Source organism: Pseudarthrobacter sp. NCCP-2145, from assembly GCF_023708005.1.
Classification (GTDB): Bacteria; Actinomycetota; Actinomycetes; order Actinomycetales; family Micrococcaceae; genus Arthrobacter; species Arthrobacter oxydans.
This window is the reverse complement of record NZ_BRCG01000009.1, coordinates 146,611-164,129: the sequence shown is the minus strand read 5'-3', so window position 1 is coordinate 164,129 and position 17,519 is coordinate 146,611. Positions and strand designations below refer to the sequence as shown.

Genomic DNA, 17,519 nt, shown 5'->3' with positions numbered 1-17,519 from the left:
CGAACCCCAGGGGACCACCGCTGCGGCTCCCACCGCTGCACCCACGCCCGCGCCGCCGCCGGCCCCCGCACCACCCCCCGTCCCCCAGCCCTACGCGCTCAACCTCTACCAGGAGGGTGACTTCGTGCCGCAGTACACCTTCGACTGGTGCGTTGCGGCGAGCATCCAGATGGCGCACAACCTTATTGACGACACCGGTGGAGGTACGTGGGCGGATTCCACCCAGCAGGGCGAACTGTGGGAGATGGCCCGGGCACGGTCGTCCAACTCGTACAACGGCGCCAACCCGTTCGGGTGGGCGCAGGTACTGACGGAAGTGGGCGTGGGGCCGTACACAGTGGTCAGCATCGCCGACTACGGCGCTGCCCTCCAGACGGCGGCACGCGCCATCGCTGACACGGGCAGGCCGGTGGGGCTGGTCATGTGGAGCGGCCGGCATGCGTGGGTGATGAGCGGTTTCGAGTCGATCGGCGATCCCGCCCGGTTCCCGGAGTTCTCCGTGACCGGCGTCCGCGTCCAGGATCCGCTCTACCCGCACGGCAGCGGGCAGTGGGGCCCATCGCCCGAACCCAACAGCCTCCTCACCCCCGAGCAGCTGGCCACGCAGTTCGTGGTCCGCGAGCCGCGGCGCTGGAGCAGCGAACTGCCGGCGGGCTACCTGCTGGTGCTCCCGGTCGCCGGGGCCTGACCGGCCGGGCTGGGGACTGGCCCTCGAAGGAACACCGGCCGCGCGCGGCGGACAGGGCGGGTACGGCTGACCGCCACCGTATAATCGCAGCATGCCGATCACGCGCCTGTTCCCAGGCAGCCACGCCCAGCCGTCCGAACGCAAGTACCGCGGGAGCGGTCTGTGAGCGGCGGCCTGGTCGCCCTGCTGGACGACGTCGCAGCCCTGGCCCGCATCGCGGCCGCCTCGGTGGACGACGTCGCAGCCGGAGCCGCAAAGGCCGGGGCCAAAGCCGCCGGTGTGGTCATCGACGACGCCGCTGTCACCCCGCAGTACGTCTCCGGAGCGGACCCGTCCCGCGAACTGCCGATGATCAAGCGGATCTTCTGGGGCTCGCTCCGGAACAAGCTGCTGATCATCCTGCCGGCGCTGCTGCTCATCAGCGCCTTCCTCCCGTGGGCCATCCCCTTCATCCTCATGCTGGGCGGCACGTACCTTTGCTTCGAGGGTGCCGAGAAGGTCTGGCACAAAATCCGGCGGGACCACTCGGACGAAAAAGCGCCTGCGGTCGAGCGGGGTCCTGAGGCGGAGGCGAAGGTGGTCAAGGGCGCCATCACCACCGACTTCATACTGTCCTGCGAGATCATGGTCATCTCCATGAACGAGGTGGCCGCCGAATCCATCTGGGCCCGGGCCGCCATCCTCGTGGTCGTGGCCCTTGCCATCACGGTGCTTGTGTACGGTGCGGTGGCACTGATCGTGAAGATGGACGACATTGGCTTGCACCTGGCCGCCAAGGAATCTGCGGGCTCGCAGCGTTTCGGCGAGCTGCTCGTCAAGGGGATGCCCGCCGTGCTGGCGGCCATCACCCTGATTGGGACCGTCGCCATGCTGTGGGTAGGCGGGCACATCATGCTGCAGGGCGCCTACGACCTCGGCTGGCACCTGCCGTATGACCTCGTCCATGCCCTCGAAGCCCCGGTCGCTGGAATCGCAGGTATTGGCGGCCTTCTGGCCTGGCTCGTGAACACCCTCTGCTCAGCCGTCCTGGGACTCGCCTGGGGCCTCGCCGTGATGGCTGTCCTGCACCCGCTGCTGAAGGCCCTGCCGTTCGGCAAGGAGAAGGGCCAGCACGAGGAAGGTGACGTCCGCGCCGAACTCGCCGGCTACCGGCCGACGAAGCACAAAGCGGATCCCGCTCCCTAGCCGGGCTAAAGCTCCTCCACCACCAGGTTCCGGTACGCCGCCCGGAGCGGGGCCATCTGCCGGAAGCCCAGGTATCCGCCGCCCAGCACGGCAGCGGCAGGGGATGGATCGTGCCATTCAAAAAGCGGCAGCCCATTGATGGCGAAAGCCACCCGCGGCCCGTCCTTCACAAGCTCCATCCGGTAGAAGTCCACCGCGTCCCCGGCCGGCGGCAGCGGATCGGCCCCCTGCGCCACCAGGTCAAACCCGGCGCTCTTGCGCAGGTTGCAGGTCCGGAAAGCCCGCTCGGACTCATATTTATTCCGGAAATAGGAGACGTGCAGGGCATCGATGTCCCCGGAATGGTACTGCGGGTAGTACCCCGTCCGCGGTGCCAGCGCACGGGAAAACAGGTCATGCCCGCCGTGCCCCCGGGCGGCGAAGAACAGCATGGCAAGGCCTGGTTCCTCGAGCGGCAGGAATTCCCAGGTGATCCGGATGGCGTCCGGGAACTGCACCGGGCACCAGAACGTCCAGTGCGCATGGTCCCCGAATTCCGCGTCGTCCAGCGAACCTGACAATTCCAGGGCGCCCTGGTGGGTCCCCAGGTTCAGTGGCCCTTCCACCACCCAGTCCCCCACATCCGCCGGGGACGCGAGGGCGTTGCTGTACAGCACCCTCGCCTCCGGGCCGGGCGTGCCCACCTAGCCGCGTCCCGCCGTCGTACGCACCAGGCCGTCGGGCACCAGGTCCAGCTCCTGGAGCCGGGCGGCAACGTGCCCCGCCACCAGCGCTGCTCCCTGCCGGGAAAAGTGGGTGTTATCCGCCAGGCCGTCCGGCCAGTAGGCATGGGACCCCGGCTCGAAGTGGCAGAAGAGCGGCTCCGATTCCTCCCGCCCCAACTGCAGGTAGAGCCCGCGGGTCCACGCGTTCAGGTCAAGAATCGGCACTCCCAGTTCCAGGCCGATCTCCCGCACCACCTCCGGATAATCCTCCAGGCTCTGTTCCAGTACAGCAGCGTCCGACGACGGACCGTCCAGGAAGTGCCGGCGCTCCACCGGGGTGCAGACTACGGGCAGCGCCCCCAGGTTCTGCACCTCCCCCGCCATGGTCCGCAGGTTGGCGGCGTAACCCGTCCTCGCCGCGAGGTGCTGCTTCTTCTGGTCGTTGTGGCCGAACTGGATCAGGACCAGGTCCCCGTCCCCTGCCTCCGCCAGCAGGCGCCCCCACAGCCCTTCCTCACGGAAGGACTCCGTGCTGGCCCCGCCCTTGGCGAAGTTGTGCACGGCCCCGAAGGTGTAGACGTGGGGCGCAAGCTGCGCTCCCCAGCCGCTCATGGGGTACTCGTGCGTGGGGCAGTTGGCCACCGTGGAATCTCCGGCGAGCAGGATTTTCATGCTGTGCTTTCTCTCGTGGTGCAGGCTCAGCCCTTGACGGAGCCGATGAGCATGCCTTTGGCGAAGTGCTTCTGCAGGAACGGGTAGAAGATGAGGATGGGCAGGGTGGCCACCACAATCACCGCGAACTTGATGCCCTGCTCGGGCGGGATGTAGTTCGGGTCCACGTTGCCGGTGCCGAGCAGGTCCGATGACGCCGTGACCTGGCGCAGGTACATCTGCAGGGTCCACTTGGAGTTGTCAGAGAGGTAGAGCAGGGGTGACATGAAGTCGTTCCAGATGCCCACGGCGTAGAACAGGGCGAAGGTGGCCAGGACGGGCTTGGACAGGGGCAGCAGGATCCGCCACAGGATGCCGATCTCCGTGGCGCCGTCCATCTTGGCCGATTCCTCGAGCTCCGCGGGGAGCTCCTGGAAGAAGTTCTTGATGATGATCAGGCTGAACGGGTTGATGGCCGCCGGCAGGATCAGGGCCCAGTAGGAGTTCAGCAGGCCCAGGTCCTTGACCAGCAGGAAGGTGGGGATCATGCCGCCGGAGAACACCATGGCGAACACCACCAGCGACAGGATGACCTGCCGTCCGCGGAGCGTCTTCTTGGCCAGCGGGTAGGCCATGGTCACGGTGAAGGCGAGCTGGACCAGGGTTCCGACGGCGGTGACCAGGATGGTGGTCACCAGCGCCCTGGTGAATGCCGGGGTGGAGAAGATGTATTCGTAGGAGCCCAGGGTGAACTGCTCGGGCCAGACGAAGAACGCCCGCCGGGTGATTTCTGCCTCGTTGGCGAAGGACCCTGCGATCACGTAGATGAACGGCAGCAGGGTGATGATGCCGATCAGGGACAGGAAGACGTAGTTCGCGGCGTCGAAGATCCGCCCGCCGGTGGTGTTGTGAATCTTCATTAGAACAGTCCGCTCTGGTTGAAGCGTTTGGCCAGGGCGTTGGTGCCGAAGATCAGCACGATGCCCACCAGCGATTTGAAGAGCCCCACCGCGGTGGAGTAGCTGTAGGCGCCCTGGGTGATGCCCACGAAGTACACGTAGGTGTCGAATACGTCGGCCACGGAGCGGTTCAGGGCGTTGGTCATCAGGTAGATCTGTTCGAATCCGGTGTTGAGCATCTGGCCGATGGCAAGGATCAGCATGACGATGATGGTGGAGCGGATCCCGGGCAGGGTGATGTGCCAGACCCTGCGGAACCGGCCGGCGCCGTCGATGATGGCGGCCTCGTACTGGTCCTGGTCCACGGTGGCCAGGGCAGCCAGGAAGATGATGGTGCCCCAGCCGGTGTTCTTCCAGATCTCCTGCAGCACGATCAGCGGCCGGAACCAGTTCGGATCGGACAGGAAGTCGATGTTGGTGCCCATCACGTTGTTCAGGAACAAGAACAGCGGGCCGAAGTCCAGGGCGAACAGCAGGAAGCTCAGCGACGCCACGATGGTCCAGGACAGGAAGTGCGGAATGTAGACGAGCGTCTGGACCGTGCGTTTGAGGATGGAAAGGCGGACCTCGTTCAGCAGCAGCGCCAGGACGATGGTCAGCGGAAAGGCGATGCCCAGGTTCAGGAACGCCAGGATCAGCGTGTTCCCAAGCAGCCGCGGGAAGTCCGGGTTGGAGAAGAAGTCCTGGAAGTGCTGGGTGCCCACCCACGGGCTGCCGTTCACGCCCAGGAAGGGGACATAGTCCTTGAACGCGATGGACACCCCGTACATCGGGGCATAGCGGAACACCGCGAAGTACACCACCCCCGGCACCAGCAGCAGGTAGAGCCACTTGTAGTGCGCGAAATGGACGGCGAAGCTGCCCCGCTTCCGGGGAGCAGGCGGTGTGTTGAGCGCCTGCTCCCCGGACTGGGTGTCAATGACAGGTGCTGCCATTTACTTGTTGTCCTGCCAGAGCTGGTTGATCTCTTCCTTGACCTTGTCCCCGCCGCTGGTGTTCCACAGCGTGATGGCGTCCTTGAGGCCCTGCTCATCGATCTGGCCGGCAAGGTACTTGATCCGTGCATCGGCCACGATGTTGTCCAGCTGCGCACCCTTGGAGACGTAGGTGGCGGAGACGTACGGGGCGGCCGGGTTGTAGACGGCGCTCTTGAGGTCCCCTGCCATCACTTCAGTGCGCTTGTCGAAGACCTGCTGCTCGTACTCCGTGGGCTGCTTCACCGGGTAGAAGGTGTTTCCGGCAACGTTCATGCCGAGCTGAGCGTAGCTCTTGATATCGGTGGAGACGGCTTTCGATTCCTCGGTTTCAGGCTTGATGGTGGCGGCCTTGCCGTCCTCGAGGGTGAAGTTCACGCCCTCGATGCCGTTGTTGAGCAGGATGGCCACGTCCTTGCCGTTCATGGTGTTCAAAACCTCCAGCACCTTCGCCAGCTCGGCCTCGGTGCGGACGCTGGCCTTCGGCACGGCGAGGAAGCCGGAGTAGCCGTCGGTGGGGTGGGCGTGGAGTTCGCCGTCGGGGCCTTCGAGGTTGCCCACGAAGCCCACCTTGTTCTCGTAGTTGTTGGGATCTGCCTGCTTGAACAGGTTGACCAGGACGCTGACGCGGGAGTCGACGTCCACAATGATGCCGCCCTTGCCGTTGAAGAACGGCTCGTTCCACTTGGTGCCGTCAAAGGTGGCGAAGTCCGGGTTGATGAGCTTTTCGTCCACCATCTTCTTGACGAACCGGTTGGCCTCGAGGAACTCCTCCGTTTCGAAGCTGGGGATCAGTTTCCCGTCCTTCTCGGTCCAGCGGTTTCCGGCGCCGTACCATTCCTCGATGAGGTCGTAGGGGCTGTTGGTGCCGAGTGCGCCCCACTTGGGGATGGTGATGCCCCAGGTGTCGTCCTGGCCGTTGCCGTCGGGGTCCTGCTCGGTGAAGGCCTTGGCCACCTTGTACAGGTCCTCGGTGGTCTTGGGCGCCTCGAGGCCAAGCTTGTCCAGCCAGTCCTGGCGGAACATGACGGCGGCGCGCATCGGGGCGCGGCCGCGGAAGACGCCGTATACCTTGCCGTTGATGCTGGCGTTCTGCTGGATGTCCGGGAAAGTGGTCTTGAGGTTCGGGTAGTCATCGAGTTTGTCCGTCAGGTCCCAGAAGGCACCGGCTTCCGCGTTCTTGACGAAGCCTGGGGTCTTGCCCTGGATCACCATGATGTGCGGGATCTCGGAGGAGGCAAGCGTGATGTTGGTCTTGTCCTCGTAGGACGCGTTGGGGGTCCACGTGATGTTGATGTCCTTGCCGGTGAGCTCTTCAAGCTTCTTCTGGACGGCACCGTCGGCACTGGGCGGCTGGGCCTCAAGGAACGGCGCCATGATGGACACCGTGCTGAGGTCCGCGGCCGGGGCTTCGCCGCCGCTGCAGGCAGTGAGGGAGATGGCCGTGGCCGTTACCACCGCGGCCGCCAGGGAGAGTTTTCTGCGCATCATGGTTGTCCTTTTCCACTTCTTTGGGGTTTTGATTGGTCAAGTTGTTGAGGGTTTTTGTTGATACGTTTCAAGCAATGGGGAAGCATTCAGGGGGAAGACCGACGGCGCCTCCCGGGCCCGGGTGCCGGGCAGCCTCCCGGCTGTCAGGCCACGGAGGCTGACGGGAGGGAGCCGTTCCCCGCGGGGATCTCCGGGCCGGCCGCCGGAGTCCCGGCCACGGATTCATCGTTGGCGGTGAAGAACCGGTCGCACAGCCAGCCGGTCACATACAGCCAGGCCCCGATGCTGAAGAACGGGACCAGGCCCGGGACGGTGGTGCTGGCATAGAACGCGGCAGCGGAAATGAACAGCAGGATGACAGTTCCGGCGAGATGCCGGAACGCGAAGCGGGAAGACGTCAGCAGGTACTGCCCCAGCGGGAGCTCGTACCTCGCATACAGCGGGAAAAGGTAACAGGCTGCGCCGGCCAGGAAGATGGCCGCCACAAAAATGCCGGCCGCCACCAGCTGTGGAAACAGGCCCTCCGAGGCCGAGAAGTAGTTCCAGTTCATGGACAGCGCAACTGCCGCCGCCATCACCGGGAGGGCGAGTACGTTGGCCCGGCCGAAGTTCCGGAAGTAATTGGCGCCGAAGCTGCGGAGCAGCGGAGCCGCATCACCCTGTGCGCGCTTCCGCACGGCGATCTGGGCGGCTGCGGTGGCAGGGCCTGCGCCGAGGACGCCCAGGCCCAGCAGCGTGAAGAGGATCCACAGCAGGTTCAGGCAGGCGATCCAAAGGAGGGTGTCAAAGAATGAGTAGGCCCGGGCACTGAACGATCCAGACAGCACGGCGCAGCTCCCTTCAGTTCTCCATCGTTGCAGAGGCGAAGGCGGAAGTGTTCCGCATCACGCCGGTAATCGGTTTCTCGAAAATCTAGACGCACATCGGCAGTAAGGTCAAGTGAAATTTTGAATCGTTACATAGCTGGACTCCGCAGAGTGCCATGACGCACACTGAGGGATGGAAAGCGCTTGCTGAACCGTCGCGTGCGCCCACGCAACCGTGCCCTGCAGGGCGGAAATGGAGAAGCATGGCAACGCCAACCGGCACCCAGAGCCCGGGTGCGCCCGCCGGGGCAGCAGCAACGGCTGGCCGCGGCGCTGCCGCCGGAACGTCAGGCCCAAAGGCCGCCCGCGTGGCTTTGGTCGGCGTGCACGGCTTCGGCACCCACCACCTCCGCAACCTTCAACGCCTCCAGGCGGCAGGCGCCGTCGAACTCGTTGCCGTGGCTGATCCGCAGCCGCCGGCAGCAGGCTCCGTTCCGGCCTCGGCCCGGGTGTACCCGGGCCTCGACGAACTGCTGTCCGCCACCACCTCCCTGGACCTGGTCATCGTGGCAACCCCCATCCAGACCCACGCCCCGCTGGCGCTCGCTGCCCTGCGCACCGACGCGGACCTGTACCTGGAGAAGCCCCCGGTGGCGTCCCTGGCCGATTTCAACCGGCTCTGTGACGCCGCAGCGGCGTCAGGCAGGAGCGTGCAGATCGGCTTCCAGAGCCTCGGCTCCCACGCCCTGCAGGAAATCGAAAACCTGGTGGCAGCCGGCACCCTCGGCACGCTCCAGGGCATTTCCGCCACGGGCCGCTGGGTCCGGGACCGGGCCTACTACAAGCGCTCCCTGTGGGCCGGGAAGCGCAGCATCAACGGTGTGGACGTGGTGGATGGTGTGGCCACCAATCCGCTGGCCCATGCCGTGGCAACAGCACTGAGGATTGCCGGGGCCAGGACCACGGCCGACGTCGCCTCCGTGGAAACCGAACTTTACCGCGCCAACGACATTGAGTCGGATGACACCTCGGTGATCCGCATCCGGACAGCCTCGGGCCTGCCCATCACCTGCGCCCTGACCATCTGCGCTTCCGAATCCGTGGAACCCTACGTCACGCTGCAGGGCTCCGCGGGAACCGCCGTGTTCCACTACACGGAGGACCGCCTCACCGTCACCACGGCGTCGGGCACCACCGAGGAGACGTACGGACGCGAGGACCTCACCGGGAACCTGCTGTCCCACCGCAATTCCGGATCCCCGCTGATCAGCCCCCTCCCGGACAGCGGCGCCTTCATGCTGGTCCTGGAAGCGGTCCGGACCGCTCCGCTGCCTGCTGTCATCGGTGAGGCCCACGTCAGGTGGGAGGGCGACGGGGACGCAGCGCACGCCGTCGTCATTGATATTGAGGCTGCCCTGGAACGCGCGGGCCGCGAGCACGCTACCTTCAGCGAGCTGCGCCTGCCGTGGGCAACATCCGCCCCCTGCACCTTCAGCGTGCCGGCTTCCTGATGCGCCCGCAGCCTGCCACGACCCCGGAACTTGCCACGGCCATACCCAAAGCGCGGGGCCAGCTGCACGCCGTCAACCTGCTGACGGAGGGCCTCGCCGAGTGCCTGACCGCATCACTCCGGCCCGCGTTCAGCTGGCAGCTGGCCCAGCCGGACGGCTCCGATCCGGCGCGGGCCCTGCAGACCGGCTACGAGGTCACAGTGGAGGACGCGCAGGGGCTCAAGTTCTGGAGCTCCGGTCCGGTGCCCTCCCCCGCACAGCGCGGGGTCACCTATGACGGGCCTGCGCTCGACGGCGACACGGACTACGCGTGGCGGGTGCGGGTCCGCGACGCCGCAGGAATGCCCGGGGAATGGTCTACTCCGAAGATGTTCAGCACAGGCCTCCCGGACGATTCCTGGCAGGCCGACTGGATCCGACGCGCCCCCGGCGGCCGCGCCCCGCTGGAAATCCTCAACAACGCCCTCCGCGTGGCCGGCTCACCCCACCTGCCGGTTCCCTGCCCGCCTGCCCGCACCATCCGCCTCGAAGCCCGCGTCCGCCCGGTCATGGGCTGGGCCGGACTCATCCTTCGCAGCAACGGCCCCGGCACCGGCCTGCTGCTGGAACTCAACACGGCCGGGGAGGTGGTCATCCGCCACGCCCCGGTGTGGGAAATTCCAGCCCCGGCCGTCCCCGAAACCGCGGAGCTGGCCAGGGCCCGGGCGGACCGGGACCTGGATGTCCGCCAGGCGCGGCTGCCCGGCAAGGACCTGGTGCCCGGCTCCTGGCAGGACCTGCTGGTCACCGACGACGGCAACACCATCACCGTCTCCCTGGACGGCGTGGAACTGCTTGACGTGCACCAGCCCGCGGCTCCCGGGTCCGCCGGGAGGCCGGCCCTGCACCAGGGCCCCCGCAGCCAGGCCGAGTATGCATCGCTGCGTATCAGCAGTGCCGGCGCCGTCCTGCTGGACCACCGCTTCGACGCCAGCGGGGACCACGCCCGCGCCTGCCTGGCGCAGTGGGCCGCCTCCACGGCGCACCGCCAGCCGGACGAATGGACAATATTCCGCAGCACCCTGCAGCTCACGGGCCCGGTGCGCCGGGCGCGGCTGTTCATGGCGGCCCAGCACCACGCGCAAATCTCCCTGGCCGGTGTCCCCTGCCTGGCAACAACCTCTTTCGGCTATCCGGGCGCAGCTGTACCCCTGACGGCAGTGCTGCACTGGTACGGCCCGGGCCAGGGGCGTGCCGCCGGACTCCCCGGCCTGTTGGTGCGCATCAGCGTGCAGTACACGGACGGCCGCCGCGAGGCCTTCTGTTCCGGGCCGGAGTGGTCAGCCGGCGAGGCGCCGTACCGGCAGTCCGGGTACCGCAATGACGAGGGCGACCCCGTGGAACACCTGGACGGGCAGGCCGCACGGGCCCTGGCCGCCGCGCCGTCCTCCCCGTCTCCATCTTTCCCGGACCTGCCGCCCGCCATCAGCTGCGGCCGCCACCCGTCAGCGGAGTCCCCCGGGCTGCACCCGCGCCGGACCTTCCTGGCCGGCGGGTTTGTTGCTCCCAAGGCTTTCCTGACGGCCGACGACGGCACCATGGTGGCGGACTTTGGCCAGGTTCTTCCCGGGTGCCCGGAGGTGGACTTCCTGGACGGAGTTCCCGGCCGCACCGTGATGATCCGGGCCGGCTACGCCCTCCGGCCCGACGGACGGGTGGACGCGGGAAAGACCGCAAGCCAGAACACGGACATGTCCTTTCCGTACACCCAGGCGGCCGGGCCCCAGCAGTTCAGCGCCACGGTGCACCTGGGTTTCCGCTACCTTGAGCTTCCCGGCGTGGAGGCCGCCGAGGTGTCCCGGGTCGGTGCCGTGCTGGCGCACGGCAGCCATCCGGCGGAGGGCAGTTTCAACAGCTCGGACCCCGTGCTGGACCGCGTTTTCGGGCTGCTGCGCGACTCGGCCCTCTACGGCGTCCAGGAACAGTTCGTGGACACGCCCACCCGGGAGAAGGGCCAGTTCCTGGCGGATGCGGTGAACATTTCGTATGCCACCATGGCCCTCTTCGGGGAGCACTCCTACACGGCGCAGGCGTTGCGGGAGTTCGCCTGGTCCGCCGTCCGCTACTGGTCCGAGGGGCAGGACCGCGGCCGCTACAACGCCGTATACCCCAACGGCGACGGCAAGCGCGACATTCCTGATTTTTCCCTCATGGTCCCGGAGTGGGCCGAGGAGTACCACCTGCGCACCGGGGACCTTGCCCTGGTCCGGGAACTGCTGCCGCACCTGCGCAACACCGCCGACTACGCGTTGCGGTACGTTCCGGAAGAAGGGCCGACGGCGGGACTGGTCACCCGGCTGGGCGGCGGCTCCGGCCCCTACCTGCACGGCATCGTGGACTGGCCCGAACCCGGGCGGTTCGGTTACGACATGGAGTGCGCCGCGAAGACCACCGTCAACGCGCAGGCCTACTCTGCGCTGGTGTCCACGTCCCGGCTCTGCAGCGTGGCAGGCGATCATGATGCCGCCGTCCGCTACGCCTCCTCGGCCCGCCGGCTGGCCGACGCAATCCGTACCCGCCTGCGCGTGGACGGGGTGATGGTGGACGGACTGCACGCCGACGGCACCCCCAGCCCGCACGCCTCCCAGCATGCCGCGTCCTTCCCGCTCTCCCTGGGCATCACCGCTCCGGAGTTCGCCGCCGCCGATGCGCTGAGGATCGCCTCGATGGGGATGAAGCAGGGGCCGCTGACAGTCCACCGGCTGGTCCGCGCCCTGCTCTCCCAGGGCATGACGGACGCGGTGCTGGATCTCCTGACGGACAAGGACCAGCCCGGCTGGGCCAACCTGCTGGAGCGCGGCGCCACCTTCACCTGGGAAGCCTGGGACCTGGTGGAAGGAACGGACTACAGCCAGTCCCACGCCTGGTCCGCGTCAGTGGTCAAGGAGATCCTGGACCACCTGCTCGGCGTCCGGTTCAGCTCCCCCGGAGGCTCGGAGCTGCTGATCGAGCCTCCACTGTGCCGGCTAAACCACGCCAGCGGCACGGTGCCCGTGAACAACGGCTATGTGGAAGCGGGCTGGACCCGGGACGGCGGACAGATGCGGCTGGAATGCACGGTCCCTGCCGGGACGGCGGCCGTAGTCCGGCTGCCAGCCGGCAAGTACACGGTCACGTCCGGGGATACGCACCCGACGGCGGAGGCCGCCGTCGTTCCTTCCGCTGCGGAAGCCGCCGGGACACAGCCGGCCGAGCACGCGACGCGGGATTTCAGGGTGCACGCCGGGACGTGGAGCTTCACGCCCCGGGCGTAGCCACACTGGTCAGAGGAGGGCGCTCTTTGCCTCGTCCATGGCCTTCTTTGCCGCGTCCTGCGGTGACAGGCGGCTGAAGTGGACCTCCAGCGAGTAGCGGCCCAGGACCTCCACCACGGCGGCCGAACCGGCGGGCGGAACCGGCACGGCCTCGCCCAGTTCGTCCGAGATCTCGTCGATGAACGCTGCCGTCTTCGCGTCCGCAGGGCTCAACTTGGCGGCTATGGCCTCGCGGATTTCCGAGTTGGCCGGGATGCCGCGGTCCGCCAGGCCGATCTCGCCGGCTGCGGGGTTGTTGGTGACGAAGTCGATGAACTTCTGTGCTTCCACCGGGTGCTTTGTCCGGGAGCTGGCGGACCAGAACATGGACGACTTGTAGAACTGCCGGGCTTCGGATGCCTTGCCCTCCAGGCTCGGCGGGCGCCGGATTTCCAAGTCCTGCCCGGAGGCTTTGCTGAGGGCGCCCAACTGGTTGGACCAGTACATGTTCATGGCAAACCTGTTGGTGGACAAGCCCTGCTGGTCAATGGAGGCGCTGGCGTCCTCGGTGATCACCGACGCCGGGGGCACTGCCTTGGAGTCGCGCATCTTCGCCTGGTACCCGTACCACTCGGCCAGGGCCGCCTCATCGAATCCCAGCTCCCCGTCCGGGGTGAACAGCGACTTCCCCTGCTGCCGGAACCACAGGTTGGCCGCGGCATCACTGTTCACCTGGCCCGTCCCGTACACGCCGTCCGGGCTGGCTGCCGTGATGGCCGCGGCGGTGTCATTCAGGTCCTCCCAGGTCCACGCCTCATCGTCCGGGAGGGTCACTCCGCTGGCAGAAACCAGCGACGGGTTGGCCAGGACGACCATGGCGTTGACACCACTGGTCACGGCATACTGCTTGCCGTCCACCTTGCCGGAGTCCGCCACGGGCTGGTCGAACTTCGAAAGGTCCACATCCTTGAGCTCGAGCAGCGCGCCGCGCGCGGAGTATTCACCCAGGTAGGCCGCGTCCATCTGGATGATGTCCGGGGCGTCCTGTGAGGCCACCTGGGTGGCCAGCTTGTCCCAGTAGCCGGACCAGTCGCCGTATTCCCCTTCGACGTTGATGTTGGGATTCTCCGCCTCGAAGGCTTCAATCAGCTTCTCCGTCATCTTGTGCCGGGTGTCCGAGCCCCACCAGCTGAAGCGCAGGGTCACCGGCCCCTCTGACTCGGCTTGGGGAGAGCTGCCGCAGCCGGTCAGGACCAAGGAGAGGGCTGCCGCCGCGGCGGCAGCTTTGGGCAGCAGGGATTTCTGGGCGCGAAACATCATCGTTTGTCCTTTGGCGCGGGTTGCTGGAACCTCGAAGAAACCGGTTTCCCACAGCCTAGGTGTGAGCTGGCGCACGCGTCAAGGCTTCTAAAGGAGCCACTGCCGGGAGACGGCAATGACTCTCTACCGGCCGGCAGTCAGGCCTGCCTGGCACCCGCCCTGCGCCCGTGGAGCCACAGCAACAGACCAATGACAAGGGCGGACAGCATGCCCAGCCCGCCGGTGGCCACCAGTCCGGTCCGCACGCCGAACTGCTCCGTGAGCCAGCCCGCAAGGAGGCCTCCCAGTGCGTGCCCGCCCAGCAGGAGGGGAAGGTAGAGGGCCATGACGCGGCCGCGGATTTCCGGGCCGGCTTCGAGCTGGACGGCGGTGGCCGCGCTGGTGAGGAAGAGGAGGGTCATAAGCCCCACCACCACCAGCATCACGATAAACAAGGTAAGGGTGGGCATCAGGGCCGCCACCATCTGGGACAGGCCGAACAGCCCCGCAGCCGCCACGATGCCTCTCCGCCCCAAACGCCGCAGCCGGGCGGCCAGCAGCGCACCGGCCAGGGCCCCGATGGCGCTGACGGTGTTGAACAGGCCGAAGCCTTCAACGCCGTTGTGCCACACCCGTTCGGCGAAGGCGGCCAGCACCACCGGACCGTTCATGCCGAACATTCCCAGGAGCCCGGCCAGGGCGATGACCAACAGCAGGGACGGCCGTTCCCGGACGTACCGGAACCCGGCCAGGAGCTGCCCGCGGCCGCGCGCCGCCCGGGTGCCGGGATGCAGCTCGGCGGGGCGGATGGCGGCGATGAGGCAGAGCACCAGCAGGCACAGCACGGAGTTCGCCGCAAACGCAGCAGCCGATCCTGCCTGGGCGATCACCACACCGCCCACGGCGGGACCCGCCATGGCGCCCAGCTGGCCGATGGCGTTGTTGAGGCCGATGGCCGGCCGGAGGTTGGCGTCGCCCACCACCTCGTTGACAAAAACCTGGCTGGCCGGCTGGTTGATGGCCGACGTGACGCCCAGTGCCACACAGCTGGCATAAACGGCCCAGACGGTGATGGTTCCACTTGCCGCCCACGCAGCGAGGCCAAGGGCCAGGACGGCGATAACGGCCTGGCACCACAGCATGATCCGGCGCTTGGGAAACATGTCCACCAGCAGGCCGCTCAGGGGTCCCACCACCAGCATCGGGAGGAACTGCAGGGCAACGGCCACCCCCACCGCGGCGGGGCTGCCGGTCAGCTGCAGCACGAGCCAGTCCTGGGCGAGCCGTTGCATCCACACGCCCACGCTGCCGGTGAACACCAGGGCCAGGAAGAGGCGGTAGTTGCGTTGCGTCAGCGGCTGGTACCAGGCCGGCTGGTGTGTGCGGGCGCGTCGGGACTGCCGGGCACGCTGGCGGTTGAAAGGCACTGCTTCAGGCGCGGGTGGAGCGCAGTTTGACGGCGGCGGCCGCCAGGATCAGGGTGCCGGGAACCACCACGAAGAGGGCGGCCAGCATCCAGACGAACACCACGGCCCCGAAGAGCGCGGCAGCGAGCAGGAGGGACCCGCTCCAGTCCTTGAGGGACAGCGCCTGGCCGGCCTCGAGCGCTGAGCGCCAGGAGGTGCGGGAATCTGTGTGGGCGCCGGCGGCATCGGACCACGCGGCAGCGGTGCGCAGGAGCAGGATTGCCCCGGCGGCCGCGAGGATCAGGGTGGCCGGCAGCACCACTTCCCGGCCCGGGAGCTGCCCCACCCAAGCGAGCAAAAGGTTAAGGACAATCACGACGGCGGCTGCCGCCGTCGTGATTCCCAGCTTCCAGCTGCCTGGCAAGGCAGCCTTGAACGTGCCCCAGAGGCCGCGGACGGAATCGTCCCGGCCCGAGAGGTGGCGCTCCAGATGGGCGATCCCCGCCGCATAAGCGGCGGGGATCGTCACCAGCGGAAGGGACAGCACCAGCACCAGCACCCCTGCCAGCAGGGTCTCGGAGAACAGCGCGAAGCGGTTGACCGGGACGGGTTCGTGGTGGTTGGGGGCGGGTGTGGTGCTGTCCATGACGCTCATTTTCTGTCTCGTTTTCCGTCAGCCCTTGAGGCCCTGGGTGGAGACGCCTTCAACAATGTACCGCTGGAACACCAGGAAGAAGATCAGCACCGGCAGCAGGGCCAGGACGGACATGGCGATCATGGCGCCGTAGTCCGAGGACTGGGTCTGGTCCACGAAGAGGCGCAGGGCCAGCGGCAGGGGGTACTTGTCCGGGGTGTTGAGGTAGAGCAGCGGGCCCAGGAAGTCGTTCCAGCTCCAGATGAAGGAGAAGATGGACGTCGAAATCAGGGCCGGCTTCATCAGCGGGAGCATGATGGAGGTGAAGATCCGGACGTGGCCTGCGCCGTCGATGCGTGCTGCTTCGTCCAGTTCGGCCGGGAGGTTGCGCATGAACTGGACCATGAGGAACACGAAGAACGCGTCGGCGGCGAGGAACTTGCCGATCAGCAGCGGCACGTAGGTGTCCACCAGGCCCAGCTGCTGGAACACGATGTACTGCGGGATGATCACCACGTGGAAGGGCAGGAGCAGGGTGGCGATCATCATGCCGAAGAAGATGCTGCGGCCGGGGAACTTGATCCTGGCGAACGCGTACGCCGACACGGACGCCGAGAGGATGGTTCCCACCACGGCACCGATGGCCAGGATGAGTGAGTTGGTGAAGAACTGCAGGGTGGATACCCCGCCGATGCCGTCCATGGCCGTGACGAAGTTGTCGAAGCTGAAGTTGTTGGACCACAGCGAGGTGTTGGAGCCGCCAATTTCGGCGTTGGGCTTGAAGGCCGAGGCGATCATCCACAGGCCCGGGTACAGGACCACCGCCGTGAGGGCGAGGGCCACCAGGTGGAAGACGGTGCTCTTGGCGCGCTTGGTCCCGGCCGACTCGGACTTGGGATTGTAATGCGCCAGTTCTGCGTCCGGCAGGGTCTGGGTGGGGGTTGCCGTGCTTGTCATTTTGCATCACCGCTGTAGTGGACCCAAGACTTGGACGTGCGGAAGAAGATCAGGGTGATGATGCCGACGACGATCACCAGGAGCCAGGCCATGGCCGAGGCGTAGCCCATCCGGAAGTCGCTGAAGCCCCGCAGGTACAGGTAGAGGGTGTAGAAAAGGGTGGATCCGGCAGGGCCGCCTTCACCGTTGGAGATGATGTACGCCGAAGCGAAGATCTGGAACGCGTGGATGGTTTCCATGAGCAGGTTGAAGAAGATCACCGGGGAGAGCATGGGCCAGGTGATGTTGAAGAACTTCCGCACCGGGCCGGCGCCGTCCATGGACGCCGCTTCGTAGAGGTCCGCCGGGATCTGTTTCAGGCCGGCGAGGAAGATCACCATCGGGGCGCCGAACTGCCATACGGTCAGCAGGATGAACATCGGCATGGTCATGGCCGGGTTGCCTACCCAGCCGCCCAGGTTGATCCCGAAGAAGGAGAGGCCCTGGTCCACCGGGCCGGCATCGCCGAACATGGCTTTCCAGACGATCGCGATGGAGACTGATGCGCCGATCAGGGACGGGGCGTAGAACGCGGAGCGGTAGAAGCCCTGGCCGCGCCGCTTGCTGTTCAGCAGCATGGCCACTGCCAGTGCCGCGGCAAGCTTAAGAGGGGTGCCGAAGACCACGTAGGAGACCGTCACGCCCACCGACTGCAGGAACCGTTCGTCCTGGAAGAGGGTGGTGTAGTTGTCCAGGCCGATCCACTTGGGCGGCTCGAACAGGTTGTAGTTGGTGAAGGAGAGGTAGAGCGAGGAAATCATGGGCCCAACAGTGAGGGCGATGAATCCCAGCAGCCAGGGCAGCAGGAAGGTGTAGCCGGCGCGGGCGTCCGCCCCGCGCTGCCGCGACTTGCGCGGCAGCGGGGAAGCGGACGACGACGAGCGCCTGCTCAGTGTTGGGCTTTGGGTCACGAGTTCATTCCGTCAGTCATGAAGGCTTTGGC

At 66.8% G+C, this 17,519-nt stretch carries 15 protein-coding genes; 4 read left to right on the top strand and 11 right to left on the bottom strand.

Annotated elements, in window-relative coordinates:
- A partial coding sequence (locus tag NFU08_RS10205; protein ID WP_251422808.1) for a hypothetical protein occupies window positions 1–688 on the top strand: 688 nt, incomplete at its 5' end.
- A 162-nt stretch (window positions 689–850) separates the two neighbouring features.
- A complete protein-coding gene (locus NFU08_RS10200; RefSeq protein WP_251422805.1) occupies window positions 851–1,873 on the top strand; it encodes a DUF808 domain-containing protein in 1,023 nt (340 codons plus the stop codon).
- Between the two features lie 5 nt (window positions 1,874–1,878).
- On the opposite strand, the gene NFU08_RS10195 is transcribed toward NFU08_RS10200, so the two are convergent.
- From NFU08_RS10195 to NFU08_RS10170, 6 genes are all read right to left on the bottom strand, one after another.
- Complete coding sequence (locus tag NFU08_RS10195; RefSeq protein ID WP_251422803.1) at window positions 1,879–2,529, bottom strand: DUF1961 family protein; 651 nt, start codon at window positions 2,527–2,529, stop codon at window positions 1,879–1,881.
- A 27-nt stretch (window positions 2,530–2,556) separates the two neighbouring features.
- Complete coding sequence (locus tag NFU08_RS10190) at window positions 2,557–3,249, bottom strand: rhamnogalacturonan acetylesterase (protein ID WP_251422800.1); 693 nt, start codon at window positions 3,247–3,249, stop codon at window positions 2,557–2,559.
- Window positions 3,250–3,275: 26 nt separating this feature from the next.
- Complete coding sequence (locus NFU08_RS10185) at window positions 3,276–4,148, bottom strand: carbohydrate ABC transporter permease (RefSeq protein WP_174181887.1); 873 nt, start codon at window positions 4,146–4,148, stop codon at window positions 3,276–3,278.
- Window positions 4,148–5,122, bottom strand: a complete 975-nt coding sequence (locus tag NFU08_RS10180) for a sugar ABC transporter permease (RefSeq protein WP_174181889.1) — start codon at window positions 5,120–5,122, stop codon at window positions 4,148–4,150. The genes NFU08_RS10185 and NFU08_RS10180 overlap by 1 nt, the downstream gene beginning before the upstream one ends.
- A complete protein-coding gene (locus tag NFU08_RS10175) occupies window positions 5,123–6,652 on the bottom strand; it encodes an extracellular solute-binding protein (RefSeq protein WP_174181891.1) in 1,530 nt (509 codons plus the stop codon). It lies immediately after the preceding gene.
- Between the two features lie 143 nt (window positions 6,653–6,795).
- On the bottom strand, window positions 6,796–7,479 hold the full coding sequence (locus tag NFU08_RS10170; RefSeq protein WP_174181893.1) for a YesL family protein: 684 nt from the start codon (window positions 7,477–7,479) through the stop codon (window positions 6,796–6,798).
- Between the two features lie 242 nt (window positions 7,480–7,721).
- On the opposite strand from NFU08_RS10170, the gene NFU08_RS10165 reads away from it, so the two are divergent.
- Together NFU08_RS10165 and NFU08_RS20840 are read left to right on the top strand one after the other, a co-directional pair.
- Complete coding sequence (locus tag NFU08_RS10165) at window positions 7,722–8,969, top strand: Gfo/Idh/MocA family protein (RefSeq protein ID WP_251422797.1); 1,248 nt, start codon at window positions 7,722–7,724, stop codon at window positions 8,967–8,969.
- The gene (locus NFU08_RS20840) at window positions 8,924–12,262 is read left to right on the top strand and encodes a family 78 glycoside hydrolase catalytic domain (protein ID WP_285835585.1); all 3,339 of its coding nucleotides are present in this window, start codon (window positions 8,924–8,926) and stop codon (window positions 12,260–12,262) included. Before NFU08_RS10165 ends, NFU08_RS20840 begins: the two co-directional genes overlap by 46 nt.
- Before the next feature lie 9 nt (window positions 12,263–12,271).
- Here the strand turns inward: NFU08_RS20840 and NFU08_RS10155 are convergent, their stop codons facing one another.
- The 5 genes from NFU08_RS10155 to NFU08_RS10135 all read right to left on the bottom strand — a co-directional run bounded on the left by NFU08_RS10155 (window position 12,272) and on the right by NFU08_RS10135 (window position 17,487).
- Window positions 12,272–13,561, bottom strand: coding sequence for an ABC transporter substrate-binding protein (locus tag NFU08_RS10155; protein WP_251422794.1), 1,290 nt, complete (start codon window positions 13,559–13,561; stop codon window positions 12,272–12,274).
- 137 nt (window positions 13,562–13,698) lie between these two features.
- Window positions 13,699–14,967, bottom strand: coding sequence for an MFS transporter (locus NFU08_RS10150; protein ID WP_251422791.1), 1,269 nt, complete (start codon window positions 14,965–14,967; stop codon window positions 13,699–13,701).
- 4 nt (window positions 14,968–14,971) lie between these two features.
- Window positions 14,972–15,601 (bottom strand): Poxvirus protein I5, encoded by a 630-nt coding sequence (locus tag NFU08_RS10145; protein WP_174181901.1) that lies wholly within the window; start codon window positions 15,599–15,601, stop codon window positions 14,972–14,974.
- 18 nt (window positions 15,602–15,619) lie between these two features.
- Complete coding sequence (locus tag NFU08_RS10140) at window positions 15,620–16,537, bottom strand: carbohydrate ABC transporter permease (protein ID WP_174181903.1); 918 nt, start codon at window positions 16,535–16,537, stop codon at window positions 15,620–15,622.
- Window positions 16,534–17,487 (bottom strand): carbohydrate ABC transporter permease, encoded by a 954-nt coding sequence (locus NFU08_RS10135; protein WP_174181905.1) that lies wholly within the window; start codon window positions 17,485–17,487, stop codon window positions 16,534–16,536. Before NFU08_RS10135 ends, NFU08_RS10140 begins: the two co-directional genes overlap by 4 nt.
- Between the last annotated feature and the right edge of the window lie 32 nt (window positions 17,488–17,519).